Here is an 18,827-nt window from a genome sequence, read left to right as displayed (position 1 = left end):
TAAACTCAAACAGAAACCGAACCAGAGCCTCTGTTACGAAAACGCTTCACCTCTCCGAATATCTCTGACGACGGACAGACCGGCAAAGTGGTTCCGGTGACAGTTGAAATGAAAGGCTTCAGCTATCCACCGCTGGCAACCCAGATTTGTGAGCGGGAACTGAACGCAAGGACCGTTCCGGGCATCCGTGGTGCGTTCAGAGTGGCCTATCTTGATCCCAGCCTGCATCGTGGATCTCCGATTGTTGTCAATGAGCCGCAACTCGGCATCGACAATGTCGTGTTTCGGATTAAGGAGATCGAAGGGGACCAACTGGATGACTATTCCGTCGTGCTTCGCGTGGAGCAAGACAGGTTCGACCAGCTCACAGATGTTCCGGTTCCTGACCTGCCGGATACGCCTGATGCCGAATATGCTGAAGCATCAGAAACGCGGCTTGTTGAGGAAATCCCGTACTATGTCCTGGTTCAAGATCAGGGGCAGGGCGCGGTAGACGATGAGCTGACGCGTGAACCAGATCTTGGCCTGTTCCATGCCACCGGAAACCAACCGACCGACGATCACACGGATATCGATATAGCTGTCGACAGCGGGGCGGGATGGGTTCAGGGGGGCAACGCCTTCTATTCACCCGTTTGCAAGACCCTGACGCCTCTAAAGCGTGATGCCGATGATATTGTTCTGGATATTGAATGGTCCGATGGGCTTGAAGACGTTGCCCCGGGATCTCTGGCTTATATCGGCGGGGAATACATCCGGATTGACGATATGACGCGTGTCGATGATGTCGTGACCGTCACTGTTGGGCGGGCATGTCTGGACACTGTGCCAGCAGAGCACCCGGCGGGCACGCAGATGATCTTCTGGCATTCCAACGCCGGGTCGGACGAAATCCAGTACCTTGTTGCCGAAGAAATTGACATCCGGTTGCTTGGCAAGATTTCGAGTGATGTCTTGAATCTGAGTTCTGCGCCAACTGATGAGATTACCTTTGCCAGTCGCGCGGTGCGACCTTATCCCATCGGCCAGTTGAAGGTTGAGGGGAGTTACGCGCCATCGGCGATCATCCCGGCGATTTCAACCATCACCTGGGCACATCGGGACCGGCGGCAGCAAACCACCGGAAACATTGAGGATCACACGCACGGTTCAATCGGTCCTGAAGCTGGTGTGACCTATGATGTTGAGGTGCGGGCGGTTCTGCCGAAAGACGATTTCTTTGCAGCGCCCGACTTCTGTGCCGAAAAAGACTTCTTCTTGCAGGACGGGCCAGGGGTTCTGGTCCACACGGAAAACGTGGGGGCCGTCGACACGTGGTCGTATGACGAAACAGCGCCCGACTTTTTCAGCTTTGATGATTTCTTTGCACGGCCGGATTTCTTTGGGGTCGTGGGTGGTCGTGCTGCCCGGGTGGAACTTGGGGTCAAGGCCACAAGGGATGGCTATGAAAACTGGCAGACACCAAGTGTCCGTGCCCGGTATCTGGCCGCGCCTGGCAATTTGACGGGGGAGGGCTTCTAATGGGGGTTCGGTTGAAATGGTCGCCTCGTGTCATCGGTGATAGCCAGAAAATCTATCGCGACACGGCTCCGTTTTCGGCTTCGAACTTGCCATCCGTTCTTGCGACAGTTGCGGCGGATGCGGGGCGCTACGAAGACGAAACCACAACGGAAGATGTCGAGTACCACTATGCCGTCAGTGTCGTCTCTGGCGGGCGCGAAGCTTTGTCGGAATTGATCAGTGTAAAGGCTGGGGCAACAGTCGTTCAGCCAGCTTACCCACCGCTTGATATTTTTGCTGGTGGCGAAGATGGGTTCCTTCTGGATTTCAGAGACACAGCAACGTTGTGGCAGGATACCGGCAAGACAACGCCTGTCGTGTCGGACGGCCAGACCATTGCGTCGGCAGACGACAAAACGGATAACGGATATACGTTCGATGGTAACCAGGCGGGAACGTGGGGATCGCCGGACAAGTTGATTGTTGACGGCGTGAATGATGCCTATGACGCCACGGGCGGTGGTGTTTTGATGCCAGCAGGCGCGGGAACCTATGCTGCCCGCGTCCGCGCCCCTCTCAGCTCTTCCGGAACAAATGCAATAGTTGGTGCAACGCTGTCGGGCAGCGCAACGGCGCGAAACTGGATGAGTTTTACTAACGGCAAGCTGTCCATGGGGGTTGGCACTCTGGGCAGTAACAGCTTCCAGGATTCAGTAGATCGCAGGTCAGCCACAGATTTTGTCAATGTCGCCGCTGTCTATGACAATGGGGATTGCGAGCTTTTCGTAAACGGGGCCTCTGTCGCCACATCGACCTATGGCGGAACGCCGGTTTCGACCACCCCGGTTGCAGTCGGTTGTCGTTTGATCTCGGGAACCAGCAGAGATTTGTTCTGGCAGGGCGATATCAAGCACGTTCTTGCGATTGATCGTGCCCTGACTCCGACGGAAATTTCCGACCTTCACAGTTTCTGGGCCAGCTAAACGGCCAACTTCCACTGAAAGGAGAATAAGATGTCTCAACCCACCACGTGGGGTGTGCCGCGCATTGCGGATGCCCCGGTAGATCCAGAGGCTTATGCTGATCGGGATGACGCCAGCCTTGATGCGCTGCTGGACAGCCACTCAGGGGCTGCACGTCCCGCTTATGCCGTCGCCGGTACTGTCTGGCGCGACACTGATACCAACCGTTGGTACATGTATGACGGCACCGATGATCACGAAATCCCGGTCCTTTCGCGGTCGCCTGCTGTCCTTGGTTCGGTTTCCGGTGCGGACACCATTACCGCAGCGCTAACCCCCGCTCTGACAGCCTATACCGAATTGGTTGAGGTGCTGTTGGTTACTGCTGGGGCCAATACGGGCGCTGTGACCCTCAATATCGACAGCCTCGGTGCAAAGTCTGTGGTGAAGGCAGCAGGCACCGCCCTGGCGGCGTCTGATCTTGCGCCGGGTGAAGCCGTCAAGCTCTGGTACGACGCGGGGAACGACCGGTTCCAGGTCATAGGAAAATAACGGCAGAGAACTGACCGGCAAGGATATCGATGCAGCAGTGATGGCGGCGAAGGACTTGGATTGAATGAGGAATTGGAAATGAAATTGGCGGAAACGGCTGACATAGCAGCATCTGTATCCACAGGGATTTTTGCAGTCGCCGGATCATGGCTGGTGGCGCGCGGATCTTCATGGGAACTGCTGATATTGGCTGCACTGGGCGCGCTGGTTGCAATTCTCGAATTGGAGGATTGGCACCGCAAGAAAGTCCTACTGATCATCGTTTTCAACACGGTGGTTGGAACTTTCGGTGGACCGATGCTTTTGACAGCAGTTGGCATGGACGTCGGAGCATTGCCGCTTGGCGCCCTAGTTCTCCTGCCGTTTGTTCTGGGGTGGTCTGCACACAGCGTAATCACTGATCTGCGCGCTGGTCTGCTGGATGCCCTGTCACGCTGGTTAACGAGGGCAAGCAAATGAATCTGACGATCAAGAATGTGAAACGCGTTGTTCATTCGAGCCGATATCGCGGTGTCAAATTCTGGATCGCGGTCATTCTCTGGCTGCTGCTGATCATGGCGGCACTTTCATCGGGATATCATTGAGGTGGATCACCATGTTCTCTATCCGTGACATTCAAGCACGATGCGCCGCCCTGGGCCACAGTCCGGGAAAGATCGACGGCATGATGGGACCGAAAACTCGTGCTGCTATCGGACAAGCTCTGAAGGATCGTGATGGGCGACGACTGCCTTATCTGTTCCACCCATCCGGGCTTCATCGAATTCATCCTCATTGGACAGGTGGGGCACCGGGTGTCATTGATTTGGAGTTGCGCCACTATAACGAGGTGATCGACCACGATGGCCAGGTGCATAGCGGCAAGTTTCCGGCAACAGCGCAGGCATCATATCGGGTTGGACATGCCGCTTCTCATACTCTGAACGCCAACACCGGGGCTATCGGCATTGCGGTTGATTGCATGGCGGATGCGCAAGAGCGACCGTTCAACAAAGGGTCGGCCCCGATGACTTGGGTGCAAGTGCATACTCTGGCCGAGCGCATAGCCTACTATTGCGAGACCTTCGATATCCCGGTGTCCCGATATTCTGTTCTGACACACGCTGAAGTTCAGCCAACGTTAGGTATTCGTCAGAGATTGAAATGGGATATCACCTGGCTACCCGACATGGACGAACCCGGTGATCCAATCGAAGTCGGAGACCGGATCCGCGAGATAGTCCGCGAGAAAATGGAAATGTCATGGGCGGCATGATCAGACTTGCCCCATATCTCGTTGGGTTGGCCTTGTTCTTGGGCGCGCTGTGGTGGGCATACGGGCAGGGGATTGAAAAGTGTCAGGCCGATCACAACGCCCAACGGCTGGCAATGATCGAGGCCGGTCAAAAGCTGGAAGCTGCGCGGGTCCAAGCGGCAATGCAGCGAGACGAACTTGCAAAACAGTTGGAGGTGGCCGCCAATGCGGATCCTGTTGTTGTTGAGCGCTGCCTTGGCCCTGAGCGGGTGCGGCGGCTCAATTCCATTCGTTAAGCGGGCCGACCCGTGTGCAGATCCGGTCATTCTCCCTAATCGGTGGCTGACTGATCTAGAGGTAGAGCTGTTGTGGGCGGAAGACCGAACCGAGTTGCTGAACTGCGGGGACAAGGTTGAGACCCTGTCAGGACGGTCGCCAGATCTTGACTAATCCCAGCGCCGGGGTGCGGCGCGTATCTTAATTGAAAAGGAGTTCGATCAAGGTCTCAGGGTTACCTCGCCCTTCAGTTTACTCGGCCCGGCCCCTGTGGTCGGGCTTTTTTGTTTTGGGGTGCGCTGATGGCCGAGGCCAACGCGGCGGACCCCGGTGTAAAACCTGTGAAGAATGTTGAGAGCATTCGACGTTGGTTGCGTGATTGGGCCAAGGGTCTAAGCTACGACTTGTGGCAAGATTCAGGCTAAGGGTCTCAAATGAGAATTTTCGTTTATCTATTCGCCGGTTTGTTGATGATAGGCATCGCATCTGGTTCATACTTCTTCACCGTAGGCCTACCTGAGAAACCATATGAATGGGCTAAATTCTGGTCGTACTTTGGCGTTATTTCTGCCCCCCTGTTGAGCTTTGTTGCTCTTGGTGCGGTGGCACATGGTTTGAGACTGCAGGCTAATTCGCTTGAAGACGGGCGTAAACAAAGTCTGCAAGATCGCCAGTTAAGGGCATTGGAAGGCTGGCTTAGGGATATTGATGATCACCTTGACAGGCACCAGTTGAAACTAGAGGACAGATTTATTTCGCTTAGGATCGTCTTGATGGGTGGGCCGGATTGCAAAGAGGCGAAGGCGGCTAACCTGAAGGAATGCTTGCAAGAATTCCTTCTTCTTCTTTCGAATTATTGCGAAATGGTAGCGATTTACCGTGCGAACGTTTCACCTCATTTCGAGACAAGAGTTTTTCGCGATCGAGGTGGCAGGTTGTTAGACTTGATTAAGTCGTTTGATATGGTTCTTGAGCCCTCAGCACAACCCACCATAGAGTTTTGCGATATGCACCTCTGGGGCGACAATGACCGCCCCAGACCGAAAGCCATGAGCAGAAGTTCTCGTGCATTAAGTTAACAGTAAGGTGGGGCCCATGAAGCACCTACTAGCCATCGCTGCCCTTGTTCTCGCCACCGCTGCCCAAGCGGGCGGCACCTATGTTCGGGACGCTGACACCATCGTTGTTGACGGAACACCTGTCCGGCTGAACGGCGTCGATGCACCTGAACTCGGCACTCGATCTGGTCAGAACGCGAAACGGTGGATGGTGAACTATCTGCGCGGCAAGTCCATCTCCTGCGACCTGAACGGCGAACGCACACACGACCGCTGGGTGGGTGTCTGCTATGCTGACGGACAGGACATAGGCGCTGCAGTCATTGCCGCCGGTCATGCTTTGGACTGCGCCCGCTATTCGGGTGGGCGGTACAGGCACTTAGAGACGCGCGCGGCCAGGTCACGGCTCAAGCGGGCAGGGTATTGTAGATCACGATAAGGAGAAGGCATGGGTAACTGGAAGGGTTTTAGGCTGTGGTTAGTGGTTGCGGCCAACTTGGGATACGCAGGTTGGTCGGTAAACACGGGTGATGCCCTGAGTGCCGCTGTTTTTTCTGCTATTGGAGCGTTCTTGGCAGCTGTCCTTTTGTCTCGATGGATTTGGGCCATTAGTGACGAAGAAGCGGAGATGCGTTTCGATAGGCTTTGGAGCAATGTCAACAAATAGGAGCCAAGGCCGAATGACGTATGAAGAGTGCTTTCAATCCACGTTCTTTGATTGGCAAGGCTGGACGATAGCATTCGCTGGCTTGCTCGGGTCTCTAGCCTTGGCGAAATACGGAAAAAGGCGTCTCGCATTCGCAGCTGTTTGTACTGGCCTAATAGCAGGTGTTGTGTGGGGGTATTTGTACTATGAGATGAACTGCGTTGAAAAGATCCGCCCGTATGGTTTGGGTTTCGCAGCAATTTTTTGAGAGTCCACAAATAGGAGAAATTTTCATTGCACGTTACTCATTTCAAATCGGCTTTATTGAAGGCTTTGGTCGTGTTGGTTCCGTCGTACACCGCAGCTTATTTGAGCGATAAAATGGTCTGGGTGGTTCCCACACTTGCAGCCTCTAGTTTTTTCGCGGCCACGATTGGTGTGCGGGACGACCACTTCGAAAAACGGGTTGATGAGGACCATCAAGATCAGGAAACGGCAGATCACATTGATCAGTACGAAAGTCTGCAGGCAGAAATCGAGAGTTCGTAGAGGAGGCGGGGTTGGCTAGATCGAGAAGTCCACAATAAGGAGCAACGAGTTGGCTGATACTAGAGCAATTATCGTGCCTTTGCTTCTACCCGCGTTGATTGCGATGGCAGGATGCCGCGGTGAAAGTTCTCAGGCCCAAATAGAATCTACAAGCAGTGCCTCGTCATCCGCGCCCACATCGAATCCTGAAAAGCCTGTTTCTGCTGGCATGACGAGGGCTGAGGTTCTAGAGATTCTTGGGCCTCCTAAAGAAACCGAAAAGGCAACTATCCGCCTAGCCAGATGCGATTTTTTTGAAATAAGAGACAGCGTTTCCGAAAGGCATCTGATAGTTTTTTTACTTAAACGAAGTTGCGAAGAGAGTGGTCTGGACATCTCCTGAGGGCTGTTACTTCGTCATAGAGTGAAAGCCTCTGAAAACCTGGGTCCGCAATATGGCATGAATACTTGGGAAAACTGTAGACGACAAATAGGAGGGCGAGCAAATGGGTCGCTACAGGGGAAAGTGCGTGGATTGTGGTTGGACAGCACATCCCAACGCTAGGGCTATCAATACTAAACGCTGCCCAATGTGCGGAGGGGGAGTTTACATCCCCGATGAAGACCGACCCTTGGTTGTTAAGTTTACCCTGTTTGTGGTTTTGTTTTTGCTACTTTTCGCGGCTTGGACTTTCAGTCGATAGTTGCAGTACAGCCTGTAGTTCACAAAAAGGAGCGACGGTAATGAGACGCAGAGCACTTATCTTTCTCGCCGCGACCTTTGTGTTTGGGCAATCACAGACAGCTCATGCAGACTCCCTCACATTTTCATGCAGCTGGAATGAGCAGAGCCCGGTTGAAATCTCAATAGACAGTCAGAAAATGATCGCAACTCGAAGCGATAGTGACAGCGCCTATGACGTTATCAAGATAAGTGAATTCGGTGTTTGGCTTGCTCTTCGCGAAGTGCAAAACGTGCACAGCGTCGCGTTTCATATGATCCAAAGGTCCAAAGAAAAACCTGGGCGGTGGGTTGATGTGGTCATTTCATCTTTTGGAACAGTTTCTCCGCTTTTCTCGGGGAAGTGTTGGGAGACTTCACAATAAGGAGCGGACGAACAATGCGGAGGACCGAGGTCCTATTAGAGCCTGATGGCACAGTCAAAGTTGACGGCCATCACGTCAAAGGCAGTTGGGAAAACACCGCATCAGGTACGTTCCGCTTTGAAGCCGAGAACGGCTGGGACGCAGAGTCAGAGTCCGAAAAGGCGCTGAAAGACAAGTTGGCTGAGGTCTACGGCCCGAGTGATACTGCAGAGGCTCTGGAGCGAAGCATAACGCCCATGATGGAAGTCGAGTGGATCAACGCCATTTGGATGTGGCGAATACGAGTAGTTGTCTCTGTGCTCTTCGCCGCGATCAGCGTCGGGTTCCTGGTTTTGTCTCTGGCGCGCCTTTTTGAAATCGATGTGGTGAATTGGCCCGCCGTCGCGTTTTGGCTTATCCAGAATTATGGGTGCGCGATCTTGTGGGTGTTGCTCAGAACTGCAGAAATATTTGAAGCGCTTGGATTAAACTTTATTGCAAATTTGGTGCGTGGAATTCCAATCCGGGTTGTCGATTTTGTGACGGCGTATTTGTTTGTCGGAGGTCTCGTTCGGCTCGCGGAAATCTGGCTGTACGTGAAGGGTGAAAAGGCAAGGCTGGACAGGGGTCCGGCCCATGTCAGGGACCAAATGTTTAAAACCACTTGGCGGGAGAGACTGTGGATGACCTTTGACGTTAGCAAAAAGTATGTGCTTTGGCCCGCTCGCGTAGTATCCGACTTGCGGGAGGGCAACTATTCGCTATCCCCGGCGATTGGCGGTGGGCTCTTTTTGCTCACACTCGCCTTGCTGGGGTGGGCTACTTGGGCCTTCAGGTAAGTTGATTGAATTTTCAGAGGGGGAGGTTCTTTCCATGATGACAGCCAAAAGCCACAGTAGGGGGAACGTTGTGACGCAAGAAGAATTAAACCAAAAGTTTGATGAGTGCCTAGAGCGAGAGAAGATTTTTGATAAGTACACGAAACGCGTAAAAAACTATGAGATAGAACCCGTTAGCTGGGGGTGTAAGCGGCACGCTGAATGCGACACGCTTGTGGACGACAGTACTGGAAGGCTGTGGATGCGGGATAACCCGTTTGGCGAGTGGAAGCTCGTTCCCTAACAGGCAGCCGAGTTCACAATAAGGAGCGCGGCTTGAGGACCTTTATCCAGTACTTAACGGGGTACGACTACGCAAAGCCCGACGAAAGACGGGAAGTAAACAAGTTGTTCCGGTCTCTTGGATTAGCTGTTCTGTGCCTGATCATATTGATCGTTTTCAAAGATCAGTTTCTGTACCTTGCGAGATTCGAGTATTAACAAATAGGAGCGACCTTGTTAAAGCGCCGCTTGAGTATAGCGAAACGTGAAATCTGATCATCAAGCAAGCTTGAGTATCGCAAATGATCAACAAATAGGAGCTAAAGCGATGCCGAATTATGTTCCTGATACCGAAGATTGCCCAAAGTGCCATGCCAGAAAGACAGTGAATTGTCCTGTGTGTCAGGGTAGGGGGACAGACGACTACGGAAGAACCTGCGGCTACTGCACGCTTGGACAGGTACAATGCAGTCGATGTAACGGATTGGGATACATTTCACGTCTACAATAAGGAGCGCCTGATGTCGGCTCTGCGGACAAATCTGCCGTTCGCCGCACCTGCATCAGTGTGACCTTCCGAAACACTGGAGTGACCTTTCAAGCTCTGTTCGCGTTCACTGTGACAAGACCCATTTCCTACTAGTTTCTGTACCTGTTTTTACCTGAATTTTGCGACCAGAAAAGATCCGATGTGATAACCGGAGTACAAGACCCATAAGAACCACAATGCGTCCAGCGCCCAAGCAGGGTTAAAACTGCCTTCTCCGAAAGAGAAATACATCTCGTTTGATACGCCGCTAATCAGAAAGTATGAAACAAACGTTGACGAAATTACTAGCAACGGTCTCTTGTCCAGAACACTTTTATACACTTTGCTTCCCATTTCTTTCCGCTATGTCGCGATAGTAATGCGTTTTCGCGGCACGCCCGTGAGCCAACTTGGGGCAGCGAATTGGACATTGCAAGTTTGGGCTCTCAGCAGACATTCGAGAGTTCACAAATAGGAGCGGCAAAAATCGATTTGGATAAGCTGGGAATGTTCTCTAAATGTTCTCATCATGCCCTCCGCGAATCCGCCGATACGAGAACACCCGGGAAAGCCGTCTCGAAAGATGGTCGACGCAGCCCGTGCGCATCAGTTAATCACGCTGCGCTGTAACCTCTGTCACAAGTGCATGAACTACCTGGCCTCGGATCTGGTTGAGATAGTGGGGCCGGATTGGCCACTGAATCACGCACCTTTTCCTTGCCATAAGCACGGTCGCGAATATCTCGACGTCAAGGTCTGGTCGCCAACGGCTGAGGATCTTGGCCGCGTGGCAATCAGGCGACCGGCCCGGGTTATCCAGACTTGGAAGACTGTGATGTTGGGGGATTGAAAAGATCGAAACAGTTTCCAAAGTCCCTTGTAAGCTATTGATACTTGGTGGCCACCACCATACTTGGTTTCCAATGCAGGCCTTTGAAAAACAACAATATGCGCATACCTCTCAGGTGCGCCATTTCTTGAATATTTAGGCTCGTATTGAAAATCACCTGCAACAGCCGGTTTGCGCAGGGTTTATGAGGCTGCCTGAGTGGAATGGCACCTACGTAATGGCAGATAAATCTACTCATTCAAACGGTTACGTGACCGACAAACTTCTCTTGACGACGGGCGGGGCGGATCAACCGCCCCAGCTTCTTACCACACCGCAATCCATATGCACGAAGTTCGAGCGGTGGTATTTGCCAACACCACCAGCACGGCAAGACATCGCCGCTTTGGCCATTTGCGAGACCGAACGAGATGACAGGCGGAGGTCGGCTGCCTGGCCTTTCATGTGCAACGAATTCTTGGCAACACGGCGCGACCGTGACCGCAGCATCGCATTGGTCTGCGGCGAGCGATAGCCCGACAGCAGCATATAGGGTTCGTTGACATCCAACAGATTATGCGACGCCGCCATGATGTCGATCGTGCGGAGGTCCATATCTTTGGCCTGGTCGGTGCGCCAATCGCGCATGAAGTGGTTCACTTCTTTGACCGCGTCTTTGATGTATTTACCGTCAACCCAATAGATCATATCGATCCGCTCGCCAGTGCGTCCGGAATACATGCGAATACGGCGAATATCACCACCGCCACGAAGGAATCCTGCTGCATTGGAGTAGGTTGGAGTTGCTACAACTGCTGTAGCTGCGAATGCGCCCAATAAAGCACGCCGGGTCAAACCCGAGGAACTGCTCGTCGTCATTTTGTGTTTCGTCCCGTACTGTTCCTGCCTGCACACGATGTTACGCGCGCTGTATTAATTTATTCCCATCCCAGATGAGGGATTTATGACACAGTCGTGAAGGGCGGCCAAGAAGTCTTTCAAATTCATCTTTTCAAGGGGGAATTTTCGGCAGTTTTTTGCGCAGGTGGTGCAAAATGGCAAAGATCCAACGTCTTAGGCCGTCGCCGAAATCTGTCCGATGCAAACAAGCATCACGCTTGAGTATAAGCACGAAATTGATGCATTTGTGAATAGACAATGGGTTTCAAGCAAAACCATAATTGTTCGGCATTGCCTGAAACGGCGTATTATATTGAAAATTCAAGGGCTCCAAATGTTCTCTGTTCTTCGTGCAAGCACCGGTATTGCTTTGGCCGCATGTTTTCTGACGTCTTCGGCGATGGCGAACACTGAGGCCAAGCCTGAAACCGCATTCCAGATGGCGGTTGCCGAATTTGCACCTTCCGGGTCTGAGATTGCCGATTTCTACCGTGAAAGAGGATTCGTGCCTGTTTGGGTTGGCGACACGGCTGCACATGCTGAACGTCGTCAACGGTTGATTGAGGGGCTTTCTGCGGTCGAATTACACGGGCTACCCGCGAACGCCTATGATGCGCAGGGCTTGGTTGACCGGCTTCAATCAGCAAAATCAGCGCGTGAGCTTGGGGCCGTCGAGGTCGAGTTGACACGCGTTTTTGCAGCCTATGCTCAGGACATGAGGACAGGCCTTTTACGCCCATCCGATATAGACGATGGATTGGTCAGGAAGGTCGAGCCGACCTCGACAGCAGGGCATCTGCGTGGACTGACGACCTCGGAGGATGCAGCCTATTTCGATCAGTTGGCGCCAAGCTCGACCCAGTATCGGGCTTTGATGAAGCAGAAACTTGCGCTGGAAGAATTGGTTCGCCAAGGCGGTTGGGGAACTACTGTTCCGCAGGCTAAGCTCGAACTGGGAGATACGGGACCCGCCGTAATAGCGATGCGTAACCGACTGGTTGAAATGGGTTTTATGAACCCAACAGCCAGCCCTGTTTTTGACGATGCCTTGCTGGCAGGCGTTCAGCGGTTTCAGATCGCACATGGTCTTGCCGCAGATGGCGTCGCGGGTCCGGGCACAATTACTGAGCTGAACCGCACTGCTTCGGATCGTCTGAAGGCCGTCTATGTCGCGCTGGAGCGTGAGCGCTGGTTGCCGCGCGAGCGCGGTGAACGCCACATTCTGGTCAATCAGGCTGATTTCTCAGCCAAGATTGTTGATGACGGCTTTATTACCTTTGAAACCCGCGCTGTGATCGGCAAGAACACCCATGATCGTCGCAGCCCTGAGTTTTCGGACAAGATGGAGCATATGGTCATTAACCCCAGCTGGTATGTCCCACGCTCGATCATTACCAAGGAATACCTGCCGCAGCTGCAGTCCAACCCAAATGCCGTTGGGCATATTCAGATTACCGATCGCAGTGGTCGCCAGGTCAATCGCGGGGCAGTAGATTTCACCCAGTTCACCGCAAGCAACTTTCCATTTGCGATGCGCCAACCGCCCAGCAAAAGCAATGCCCTGGGGCTGGTGAAGTTCATGTTCCCCAACAAGCACAACATTTATCTGCATGATACACCGCAGAAAAGTCTGTTCGCTCGGGAATCCCGTGCCTTCTCGCATGGTTGTATCAGATTGGCGCAGCCTTTCGAATTCGCTTACGCACTGTTGGCGAAGCAAGAAGAAAACCCAAAGGCATTTTTCCATCGGATTCTCGCGACTGGAAAAGAGACCACTGTGAAGCTTGAGCAGCATGTTCCTGTCCACTTGATTTACCGCACTGCCTTTATTGGCCCGAAAGGTGAGGTACAGTACCGACGCGACGTCTATGGCCGTGATCAGAAAATCTGGAATGCTCTGCAGAAAGCAGGGGTGGTCCTGCCGGACGTTCAGGGGTAATCACCGGGGGCAGGTCCTAGTTCCGGGAAGCCCCACATGAAATATACAGTTCAACAAATCGCAGATGCCCTTGACGCTGAGTTCCAGGGCGATGCCAGCCTGGTCGTACATGCTGCTGCTGAACCGTCGGATGCAACTGCCACTGATCTGGCGATGGCGATGTCGCCAAAATATGCCGAGGATCTGGGATCGGGTTCGGCGCAGGTCGCCATCCTTTGGGAAGGTGCTGACTGGCAGGCGTTGGGGCTTAAGGCAGCAATATTCGTTCGACGACCGCGCATGGCGATGGCCGGGATCACCTCCATGCTGGATAAAGGGCAGGGCTTTGGTTCCGGGGTTCACCCTTCGGCAGTCATCGACCCAACTGCGGATGTGGCAGATGGGGTCTCAATCGGCCCTCTGGCAGTCATTGGTGCACGGGCCCGTGTCGGCAGAGGGGCGAATATCGGACCGCAATGCGTCATCGGCATGGATGCTGTGTTGGGCGAAGACGCGGTTCTGCGCGAAATGGTCAGCATTGGTGCCCGTGTGCAGATCGGGGATCGTTTTATCGCGCAACCAGGGGCAAGGATCGGTAGCGACGGGTTCAGTTTTGTTACGCCCGAAGTATCGGGGGTAGAGAACGCGCGCAAGACCTTGGGGGATGCAGGAGACGCCAGCGCGCAAAGCTGGCTGCGCATTCATTCGCTTGGTTCTGTGGAAATTGGCGACGATGTCGAGATCGGTGCGAATTGCACGATCGACAACGGGACCATTCGTAATACTCGCATCGGGAATGGCACAAAACTGGATAATCAGGTCCATATCGGCCACAACACGCGCGTTGGTAATGACTGTCTGCTGTGTGGTCAGTCTGGTATTTCCGGTTCGGTTGAGCTTGGCAATAACGTGGTTCTGGGTGGGCAGTCAGGCGTCTCGGACAATATTTTCGTTGGCGACGGTGTGATTGTCGGCGGTGGTACCAAAATCCTGTCAAACGTACCTGCCGGTCGTGTGTTGATGGGCTACCCGGCTGTGAAGATGGAAACCTTTACTGATGTCTATAAGGCGCAGCGCAGATTGCCGCGGATGCTTCGTGACGTGGAGGCGTTGAAAAAGGCTGTTTCCAAACAGCCTCCGAGCGATTAAATCACATTCAACGTGATAATCAGAGGATCGATATGAGCATCACCGACCGCGTCATTGCCATCATTGCCGAACAAGCCGTGTTGGAGCCTTCGGATGTGACGCCCGAAAGTACGCTCGAAGATCTGGGGATCGACAGCCTGGGGCTGGTCGAGAGTATCTTTGCCATCGAAGAAGAGTTCGACATTACCGTTCCGTTCAATGCCAATGAACCAACGGCCAGTGACTTTGACATCTCAAATGTCGCCGCGATCATTGCTGGGATCGAAAAGCTTGTGGCAGAAAAGGTCTGACCCAAGCAAATGAAACGGGTAGTAATAACCGGGGCAGGCACGATCAATTCGCTTGGTCATTCAGTTCCAGATACGCTTGAGGCGATGCGGGAAGGCCGTTGTGGTATTTCGGAACTTGAATTTCGAGACGTCGACAGGTTGGCGATCAAGATCGGTGGGCAGGTCCGGGGGTTCGAAGCCGAGGGTCGGTTCAACCGCCAACAGATGACTCTGTATGACAGGTTTACACAGTTTACCCTGACCGCGGCCAAAGAGGCCATAGATCAGTCCGGGATCGAATTCCACGGTGAGTTGGCTGCACGATCTGGCGTGGTTCTGGGAACAGCAGGTGGTGGCGTTTCGACCTGGGACGACAATTACCGTTCAGTCTATGAGGACGGGAAGAACAGGGTTCATCCATTTGTTGTTCCTAAACTTATGAACAACGCGGCGGCAAGCCACGTATCGATGGAACATAACCTCAAAGGTCCCAGCTTTACTGTATCGACTGCTTGTGCCTCATCGAACCATGCGATGGCGCAAGCCTTTCAGATGGTGCGCAGCGGGGCGGCCCCTGCGATGATCACCGGCGGCTCAGAATCCATGTTGTGCTTTGGTGGCGTTAAGGCCTGGGAAGGGCTGCGGGTGATGTCCAAGGATGCCTGTCGTCCCTTTAGCGCCAACCGAAACGGTATGGTGCAAGGAGAGGGAGCGGGCATCTTCGTGTTCGAGGAATACGAACACGCGAAGGCGCGTGGGGCAGAAATTTTGTGCGAAGTTGTTGGTTTCGCGATGACCTCGGATGCATCAGACATTGTGATGCCCAGCAAGCAGGGCGCAGCCCGTGCGATGTCAGGGGCGTTGTCTGATGCTGGCCTGAATGCCAATCAGGTGGGTTATATCAACGCCCATGGCACAGGTACTGCGGCCAATGACAAAACGGAATGTGCCGCTGTAGCTGGCGTTTTCGGCCCGCATGCGGACGAACTTTTGATCTCATCCACAAAGTCGATGCATGGTCACTTGATTGGCGGAACCGGCGCGGTAGAGCTTTTGGCCTGTATCATGGCCCTGCGAGATGGGGTGATTGCACCGACGATTGGCTACGAAGAACCTGATCCGGAATGTGCTTTGGACGTTGTGCCCAACGAGGCACGCGAAGCGAAAATCGAGGTTGCGCTAAGCAACGCTTTCGCTTTCGGAGGTCTGAACGCTGTACTTGCCTTGAAGCGGATTTGAGAAAGCCGCTGGGTTAAACGGCTTTCTCAAAATGTAGTCTTCAGTTGGTTGCGACATCAACAATGTCGTAACCTGCAGTAAACCCGGACAAAGACAGGTCAAGTTCGATCACCTGATCCGGCGCGGGCGCTGGAACGATGGTCAAAGTCGCCTTGCTGCCCTGCTTCATTGCGTCGATATCCCCTTGGGTCAGGCCTATTTGGGCAACACAGCCAACAGGGTTACAAAACGAATAGTTGTAGCGTTTGGCAGGCGCCCCGTCGATTGAGAGGGTCAGCTGCGCTTGCAACAGTGTTTCAAGCGGAACCAAGATATTTGCTCCGGCTACAGCCGAACCGCCTTCGGGTAGGCGGAACATGGAAAACTCAGCCATAGGCACATCTTGCGGGCCATTTATGACCTGCAGCAGCGAACACAGATCTTTGCCCGCGTTCATCTTCAAACAGTTTAGGCTCCAGTCTCCGAATTTTTCTTTGTCATAGCGCTGTCCGACCTTGACGGTTTCATCGACCGGCTGCCCCAGGTCGAGACCATTGTCCACCTGCTCGGTCGTAGGGGATTCGGTGGCAGGTTCTGTCGTGTCGGTGGTCTCTTGCGCCAGGGCGGCGCCGTTGAAAAGAAAAGCTGCCGCAACAAGCTTTATCGGTGTCCTGAACATAATTGCCTCGTGATTGTTGATGTGGCTTTTCGCTGGGTCTAGCACCACTGGCGCGCAGTGTCAGGCATTATGCAGCGTAAAAAGACAGAAGTGATCGGAATCTCGCCTGAGGCCCCGTGGGCAATACGTGTGGCCAAGAAAAAAGGGAGCCGGTGGAGCGGCTCCCTTTCATGAATTTTTCTCCCCGTCGGACCGGCCGACTTGATTATGAGCAGACGTTACGAGAGGGCGGCGCGATGGTCAACTGCTAACCTGAAAATTTAATTATGAAGCTATGGTGGAAAAAGGGCCGCGCGTGAACGCGCGGCCAGTCGACAGGGAGGAAGTTTGTTGACCGCGCAATTCTCATACACGAACAACCAGAAAACTATCGCAGCCAAAGGTTAACTTTGTATGCTGGGCGGAGATCGGTAGGAAACAGGGCCTTAAGCATATGAGTGAGAACATATTTCTTGGCGGTGGTGGCGCAGATTACTGCCAACCGCAGACGTTGTCGTTGAAATACGCCAACCGCCACGGCCTGATTGCCGGTGCGACCGGTACTGGCAAGACCGTGACGCTTCAGATCCTGGCCGAGGGGTTTTCCAAGGCTGGGGTGCCGGTGTTTCTGTCTGACGTCAAAGGTGATCTGTCTGGTTTGGCGTTGGCGGGCAGTGAAAGTCACAAGCTACATGGGGCATTTCAGAAGCGTGCCGAAACCATCGGATTCACGGATTACGAATATGCCGCTTGCCCGGTCACTTTCTGGGATCTGTTCGGTCAGCAAGGCCATCCGGTTCGAACCACAGTATCCGAGATGGGACCTTTGTTGTTGTCCAGGCTGATGGACCTGAGCGAAGCACAAGAAGGCATTGTAAATATTGTATTTCGGGTTGCCGATGAAGAAGGTATGCCCCTGTTGGATATGAAAGATCTGCAAGCCCTGTTGGTCTGGATTGGAGAGAACAGAGCAAATCTTTCACTGCGCTATGGGAATGTCTCAACCGCCTCGATCGGTGCCATCCAGCGACGGTTGTTGGTTCTTGAAAATCAAGGGGGTACCAATCTGTTTGGCGAACCTGCCCTGGAACTGGCCGATCTTATGCGCACCGATGCCAACGGGAATGGCATGGTGAACATCCTGGCCTCTGACAAGCTGATGGGATCACCTCGTCTGTATGCGACGTTCTTGTTATGGCTGCTGAGCGAACTGTTTGAAGAGTTGCCAGAAGTCGGCGATCCGGACAAACCCAAGCTGGTATTTTTCTTTGACGAAGCGCATCTGTTGTTCGAAGACGCGCCCAAAGTGCTTGTGGACAAGGTCGAGCAGGTCGCCCGCCTTATCCGATCAAAGGGCGTAGGGGTTTATTTCATCTCGCAAAACCCGGCAGACATCCCGGAAGACATTCTGGGTCAGTTGGGTAACCGGGTACAGCATGCTTTGCGAGCCTTCACCGCCCGAGACAGGAAAAACCTTCGCCTTGCGGCCGAAACCTACCGCGAGAATCCAACCTTTGATACAGAGGCCGCCATCCGTGAGGTTGGCGTGGGCGAGGCGGTTACATCCATGCTGCAAAAGAAAGGGGTTCCGGGCATCGTCGAACGCACTTTGATCCGTCCCCCTGGGTCACAGTTGGGGCCGATTACCGCTGCTGAACGGCAAACGGTAATGAATGCGTCTCCGATGAAAGGCAAATACGAAACCCGCAAAGATCGCAGATCAGCCTTTGAGATGCTCCAGGCGCGGACTGATGCCGCAGCACAGGCCGCAGCCGAGGCAGAAGAACAGCTTGAGTCTCAATCGATTGCAGAACGCGAATTTGCCACGGCTCGCCGATACTCAGGCAGCAAAGTAACGCGGTCTTCTTCGCGGATCGTGCGAAAGAAAGACACCTTTGCCACCGCCATGAGCGAGGCCGTCATTAAAGAACTTAAGGGAACAACCGGGCGCAGGATCGTCCGAGGCATTCTGGGCGGGTTATTTCGTAATCGTTGAATGGCGGGCCGGGCTAATTGCCCGGCCTCACAACGGTCACTTCAGGCGGCGTTGGCCTTCTTGTCTGCAATATGCATCAGCCTCGGGGACGGACATTTTTGTTGCCGGAAAGTCGATTGCCCGGTCCCAGTCCACGCGGTTCTGCCGGTAGAGCTGGCATGTTACCACGCCCTTGGGGGTCTGGACTTTGACCGGAGTGGTTTCCAGATCTTTTGGTGACGGAATACATGCGGTCAAAGAGGCAAGAACCGGCAATAGAATGAGTGTCTTTGTAAGAGTGGTTTTCATCGGTGTTTTCTATTCCCTGCGGGCAAATGGTAGTAGTCTGCACAAAGGCAAATATTTGGTGAACACGACTGTGAAACTTGTCAGGCCGATGAGTTGCTCTAGTAAGTTCCTCACTCAAAAGCAAGAAACCG

At 53.5% G+C, this 18,827-nt stretch carries 22 protein-coding genes; 19 read left to right on the top strand and 3 right to left on the bottom strand.

All coding sequences use genetic code 11. The annotated features are described in order from the left end of the window. The first annotated feature begins 96 nt into the window (after positions 1-96). The 14 genes from AC2FFF_RS02625 (at position 97) to AC2FFF_RS02560 (ending at position 10,321) form a co-directional block, all read left to right on the top strand. Positions 97-1,521, top strand: a complete 1,425-nt coding sequence (locus AC2FFF_RS02625) for a hypothetical protein (protein ID WP_496882837.1) — start codon at positions 97-99, stop codon at positions 1,519-1,521. Next, positions 1,521-2,483: a LamG-like jellyroll fold domain-containing protein gene (locus tag AC2FFF_RS02620; protein WP_496882836.1), complete on the top strand. Its 963-nt coding sequence runs from the start codon at positions 1,521-1,523 to the stop codon at positions 2,481-2,483. The genes AC2FFF_RS02625 and AC2FFF_RS02620 overlap by 1 nt, the downstream gene beginning before the upstream one ends. Before the next feature lie 30 nt (positions 2,484-2,513). Beyond that, positions 2,514-3,014, top strand: coding sequence for a hypothetical protein (locus AC2FFF_RS02615; protein ID WP_496882835.1), 501 nt, complete (start codon positions 2,514-2,516; stop codon positions 3,012-3,014). Between the two features lie 78 nt (positions 3,015-3,092). Then, entirely contained in the window at positions 3,093-3,473 is a 381-nt protein-coding gene (locus tag AC2FFF_RS02610) for a hypothetical protein (RefSeq protein WP_496882834.1), read from the top strand. Then, positions 3,470-3,598 (top strand): hypothetical protein, encoded by a 129-nt coding sequence (locus AC2FFF_RS02605; RefSeq protein WP_496882833.1) that lies wholly within the window; start codon positions 3,470-3,472, stop codon positions 3,596-3,598. Before AC2FFF_RS02610 ends, AC2FFF_RS02605 begins: the two co-directional genes overlap by 4 nt. An 11-nt stretch (positions 3,599-3,609) precedes the next feature. Next, the gene (locus AC2FFF_RS02600; protein ID WP_496882832.1) at positions 3,610-4,269 is read left to right on the top strand and encodes a peptidoglycan recognition protein family protein; all 660 of its coding nucleotides are present in this window, start codon (positions 3,610-3,612) and stop codon (positions 4,267-4,269) included. After that, the gene (locus AC2FFF_RS02595) at positions 4,266-4,544 is read left to right on the top strand and encodes a hypothetical protein (RefSeq protein WP_496882831.1); all 279 of its coding nucleotides are present in this window, start codon (positions 4,266-4,268) and stop codon (positions 4,542-4,544) included. Before AC2FFF_RS02600 ends, AC2FFF_RS02595 begins: the two co-directional genes overlap by 4 nt. Positions 4,545-4,958: 414 nt before the next feature. Continuing rightward, positions 4,959-5,603: a hypothetical protein gene (locus AC2FFF_RS02590; RefSeq protein WP_496882830.1), complete on the top strand. Its 645-nt coding sequence runs from the start codon at positions 4,959-4,961 to the stop codon at positions 5,601-5,603. Between the two features lie 16 nt (positions 5,604-5,619). Then, a complete protein-coding gene (locus AC2FFF_RS02585; protein WP_496882829.1) occupies positions 5,620-6,021 on the top strand; it encodes a thermonuclease family protein in 402 nt (133 codons plus the stop codon). A gap of 9 nt (positions 6,022-6,030) precedes the next feature. Next, the gene (locus tag AC2FFF_RS02580; protein WP_496882828.1) at positions 6,031-6,249 is read left to right on the top strand and encodes a hypothetical protein; all 219 of its coding nucleotides are present in this window, start codon (positions 6,031-6,033) and stop codon (positions 6,247-6,249) included. Positions 6,250-6,597: 348 nt separating this feature from the next. After that, on the top strand, positions 6,598-6,777 hold the full coding sequence (locus AC2FFF_RS02575) for a hypothetical protein (RefSeq protein ID WP_496870606.1): 180 nt from the start codon (positions 6,598-6,600) through the stop codon (positions 6,775-6,777). Positions 6,778-7,500: 723 nt separating this feature from the next. Beyond that, entirely contained in the window at positions 7,501-7,863 is a 363-nt protein-coding gene (locus tag AC2FFF_RS02570; RefSeq protein WP_496882827.1) for a hypothetical protein, read from the top strand. A gap of 14 nt (positions 7,864-7,877) precedes the next feature. Further along, a complete protein-coding gene (locus AC2FFF_RS02565) occupies positions 7,878-8,681 on the top strand; it encodes a hypothetical protein (protein ID WP_496882826.1) in 804 nt (267 codons plus the stop codon). A gap of 1,319 nt (positions 8,682-10,000) precedes the next feature. After that, entirely contained in the window at positions 10,001-10,321 is a 321-nt protein-coding gene (locus AC2FFF_RS02560) for a hypothetical protein (RefSeq protein WP_496882825.1), read from the top strand. 288 nt (positions 10,322-10,609) lie between these two features. Here AC2FFF_RS02560 and mepK read toward each other — a convergent pair whose 3' ends face one another. Continuing rightward, complete coding sequence (gene mepK, locus AC2FFF_RS02555) at positions 10,610-11,179, bottom strand: peptidoglycan L,D-endopeptidase MepK (protein WP_142633747.1); 570 nt, start codon at positions 11,177-11,179, stop codon at positions 10,610-10,612. A 355-nt stretch (positions 11,180-11,534) separates the two neighbouring features. Between mepK and AC2FFF_RS02550 the strand changes: the two genes are divergently transcribed. From AC2FFF_RS02550 to AC2FFF_RS02535, 4 genes are read left to right on the top strand one after another with little or no spacing between them, the layout of a single operon-like run. After that, positions 11,535-13,139, top strand: coding sequence for a L,D-transpeptidase family protein (locus AC2FFF_RS02550; protein ID WP_281994599.1), 1,605 nt, complete (start codon positions 11,535-11,537; stop codon positions 13,137-13,139). Between the two features lie 36 nt (positions 13,140-13,175). Then, positions 13,176-14,267, top strand: a complete 1,092-nt coding sequence (gene lpxD, locus AC2FFF_RS02545; RefSeq protein WP_281994600.1) for a UDP-3-O-(3-hydroxymyristoyl)glucosamine N-acyltransferase — start codon at positions 13,176-13,178, stop codon at positions 14,265-14,267. Positions 14,268-14,299: 32 nt separating this feature from the next. Beyond that, positions 14,300-14,557, top strand: a complete 258-nt coding sequence (locus AC2FFF_RS02540) for an acyl carrier protein (RefSeq protein ID WP_142633752.1) — start codon at positions 14,300-14,302, stop codon at positions 14,555-14,557. A gap of 9 nt (positions 14,558-14,566) precedes the next feature. Beyond that, a complete protein-coding gene (locus AC2FFF_RS02535; protein WP_142633754.1) occupies positions 14,567-15,775 on the top strand; it encodes a beta-ketoacyl-[acyl-carrier-protein] synthase family protein in 1,209 nt (402 codons plus the stop codon). 40 nt (positions 15,776-15,815) lie between these two features. On the opposite strand, the gene AC2FFF_RS02530 is transcribed toward AC2FFF_RS02535, so the two are convergent. Then, positions 15,816-16,433: an invasion associated locus B family protein gene (locus AC2FFF_RS02530; RefSeq protein ID WP_142633757.1), complete on the bottom strand. Its 618-nt coding sequence runs from the start codon at positions 16,431-16,433 to the stop codon at positions 15,816-15,818. A gap of 433 nt (positions 16,434-16,866) precedes the next feature. Here AC2FFF_RS02530 and AC2FFF_RS02525 point away from each other — a divergent pair, with 433 nt between their 5' ends. Continuing rightward, positions 16,867-18,408, top strand: coding sequence for a helicase HerA-like domain-containing protein (locus AC2FFF_RS02525; protein ID WP_281972086.1), 1,542 nt, complete (start codon positions 16,867-16,869; stop codon positions 18,406-18,408). Between the two features lie 36 nt (positions 18,409-18,444). Here the strand turns inward: AC2FFF_RS02525 and AC2FFF_RS02520 are convergent, their stop codons facing one another. Further along, positions 18,445-18,696 (bottom strand): hypothetical protein, encoded by a 252-nt coding sequence (locus AC2FFF_RS02520; RefSeq protein ID WP_142633761.1) that lies wholly within the window; start codon positions 18,694-18,696, stop codon positions 18,445-18,447. Positions 18,697-18,827: the final 131 nt, after the last annotated feature.

It is taken from the genome of Ruegeria sp. YTSA226 (assembly GCF_059609905.1).
Note: the sequence above shows the minus strand (reverse complement) of the source record. Positions and strands in the feature narration are given on the sequence as shown.

Bases quoted from the DNA above. Each gene is read 5' to 3' on its own strand.
- AC2FFF_RS02620 (WP_496882836.1), top strand. From the start codon at position 1,521: ATGGGGGTTCGGTTGAAATGGTCGCCTCGTGTCATCGGTGATAGCCAG.
- AC2FFF_RS02615 (WP_496882835.1), top strand. From the start codon at position 2,514: ATGTCTCAACCCACCACGTGGGGTGTGCCGCGCATTGCGGATGCCCCG.
- AC2FFF_RS02610 (WP_496882834.1), top strand. From the start codon at position 3,093: ATGAAATTGGCGGAAACGGCTGACATAGCAGCATCTGTATCCACAGGG.
- AC2FFF_RS02605 (WP_496882833.1), top strand. From the start codon at position 3,470: ATGAATCTGACGATCAAGAATGTGAAACGCGTTGTTCATTCGAGCCGA.
- AC2FFF_RS02600 (WP_496882832.1), top strand. From the start codon at position 3,610: ATGTTCTCTATCCGTGACATTCAAGCACGATGCGCCGCCCTGGGCCAC.
- AC2FFF_RS02595 (WP_496882831.1), top strand. From the start codon at position 4,266: ATGATCAGACTTGCCCCATATCTCGTTGGGTTGGCCTTGTTCTTGGGC.
- AC2FFF_RS02590 (WP_496882830.1), top strand. From the start codon at position 4,959: ATGAGAATTTTCGTTTATCTATTCGCCGGTTTGTTGATGATAGGCATC.
- AC2FFF_RS02585 (WP_496882829.1), top strand. From the start codon at position 5,620: ATGAAGCACCTACTAGCCATCGCTGCCCTTGTTCTCGCCACCGCTGCC.
- AC2FFF_RS02580 (WP_496882828.1), top strand. From the start codon at position 6,031: ATGGGTAACTGGAAGGGTTTTAGGCTGTGGTTAGTGGTTGCGGCCAAC.
- AC2FFF_RS02570 (WP_496882827.1), top strand. From the start codon at position 7,501: ATGAGACGCAGAGCACTTATCTTTCTCGCCGCGACCTTTGTGTTTGGG.
- AC2FFF_RS02565 (WP_496882826.1), top strand. From the start codon at position 7,878: ATGCGGAGGACCGAGGTCCTATTAGAGCCTGATGGCACAGTCAAAGTT.
- AC2FFF_RS02560 (WP_496882825.1), top strand. From the start codon at position 10,001: ATGCCCTCCGCGAATCCGCCGATACGAGAACACCCGGGAAAGCCGTCT.
- mepK (WP_142633747.1), bottom strand. From the start codon at position 11,179: ATGACGACGAGCAGTTCCTCGGGTTTGACCCGGCGTGCTTTATTGGGC.
- AC2FFF_RS02550 (WP_281994599.1), top strand. From the start codon at position 11,535: ATGTTCTCTGTTCTTCGTGCAAGCACCGGTATTGCTTTGGCCGCATGT.
- lpxD (WP_281994600.1), top strand. From the start codon at position 13,176: ATGAAATATACAGTTCAACAAATCGCAGATGCCCTTGACGCTGAGTTC.
- AC2FFF_RS02540 (WP_142633752.1), top strand. From the start codon at position 14,300: ATGAGCATCACCGACCGCGTCATTGCCATCATTGCCGAACAAGCCGTG.
- AC2FFF_RS02535 (WP_142633754.1), top strand. From the start codon at position 14,567: ATGAAACGGGTAGTAATAACCGGGGCAGGCACGATCAATTCGCTTGGT.
- AC2FFF_RS02530 (WP_142633757.1), bottom strand. From the start codon at position 16,433: ATGTTCAGGACACCGATAAAGCTTGTTGCGGCAGCTTTTCTTTTCAAC.
- AC2FFF_RS02525 (WP_281972086.1), top strand. From the start codon at position 16,867: ATGAGTGAGAACATATTTCTTGGCGGTGGTGGCGCAGATTACTGCCAA.
- AC2FFF_RS02520 (WP_142633761.1), bottom strand. From the start codon at position 18,696: ATGAAAACCACTCTTACAAAGACACTCATTCTATTGCCGGTTCTTGCC.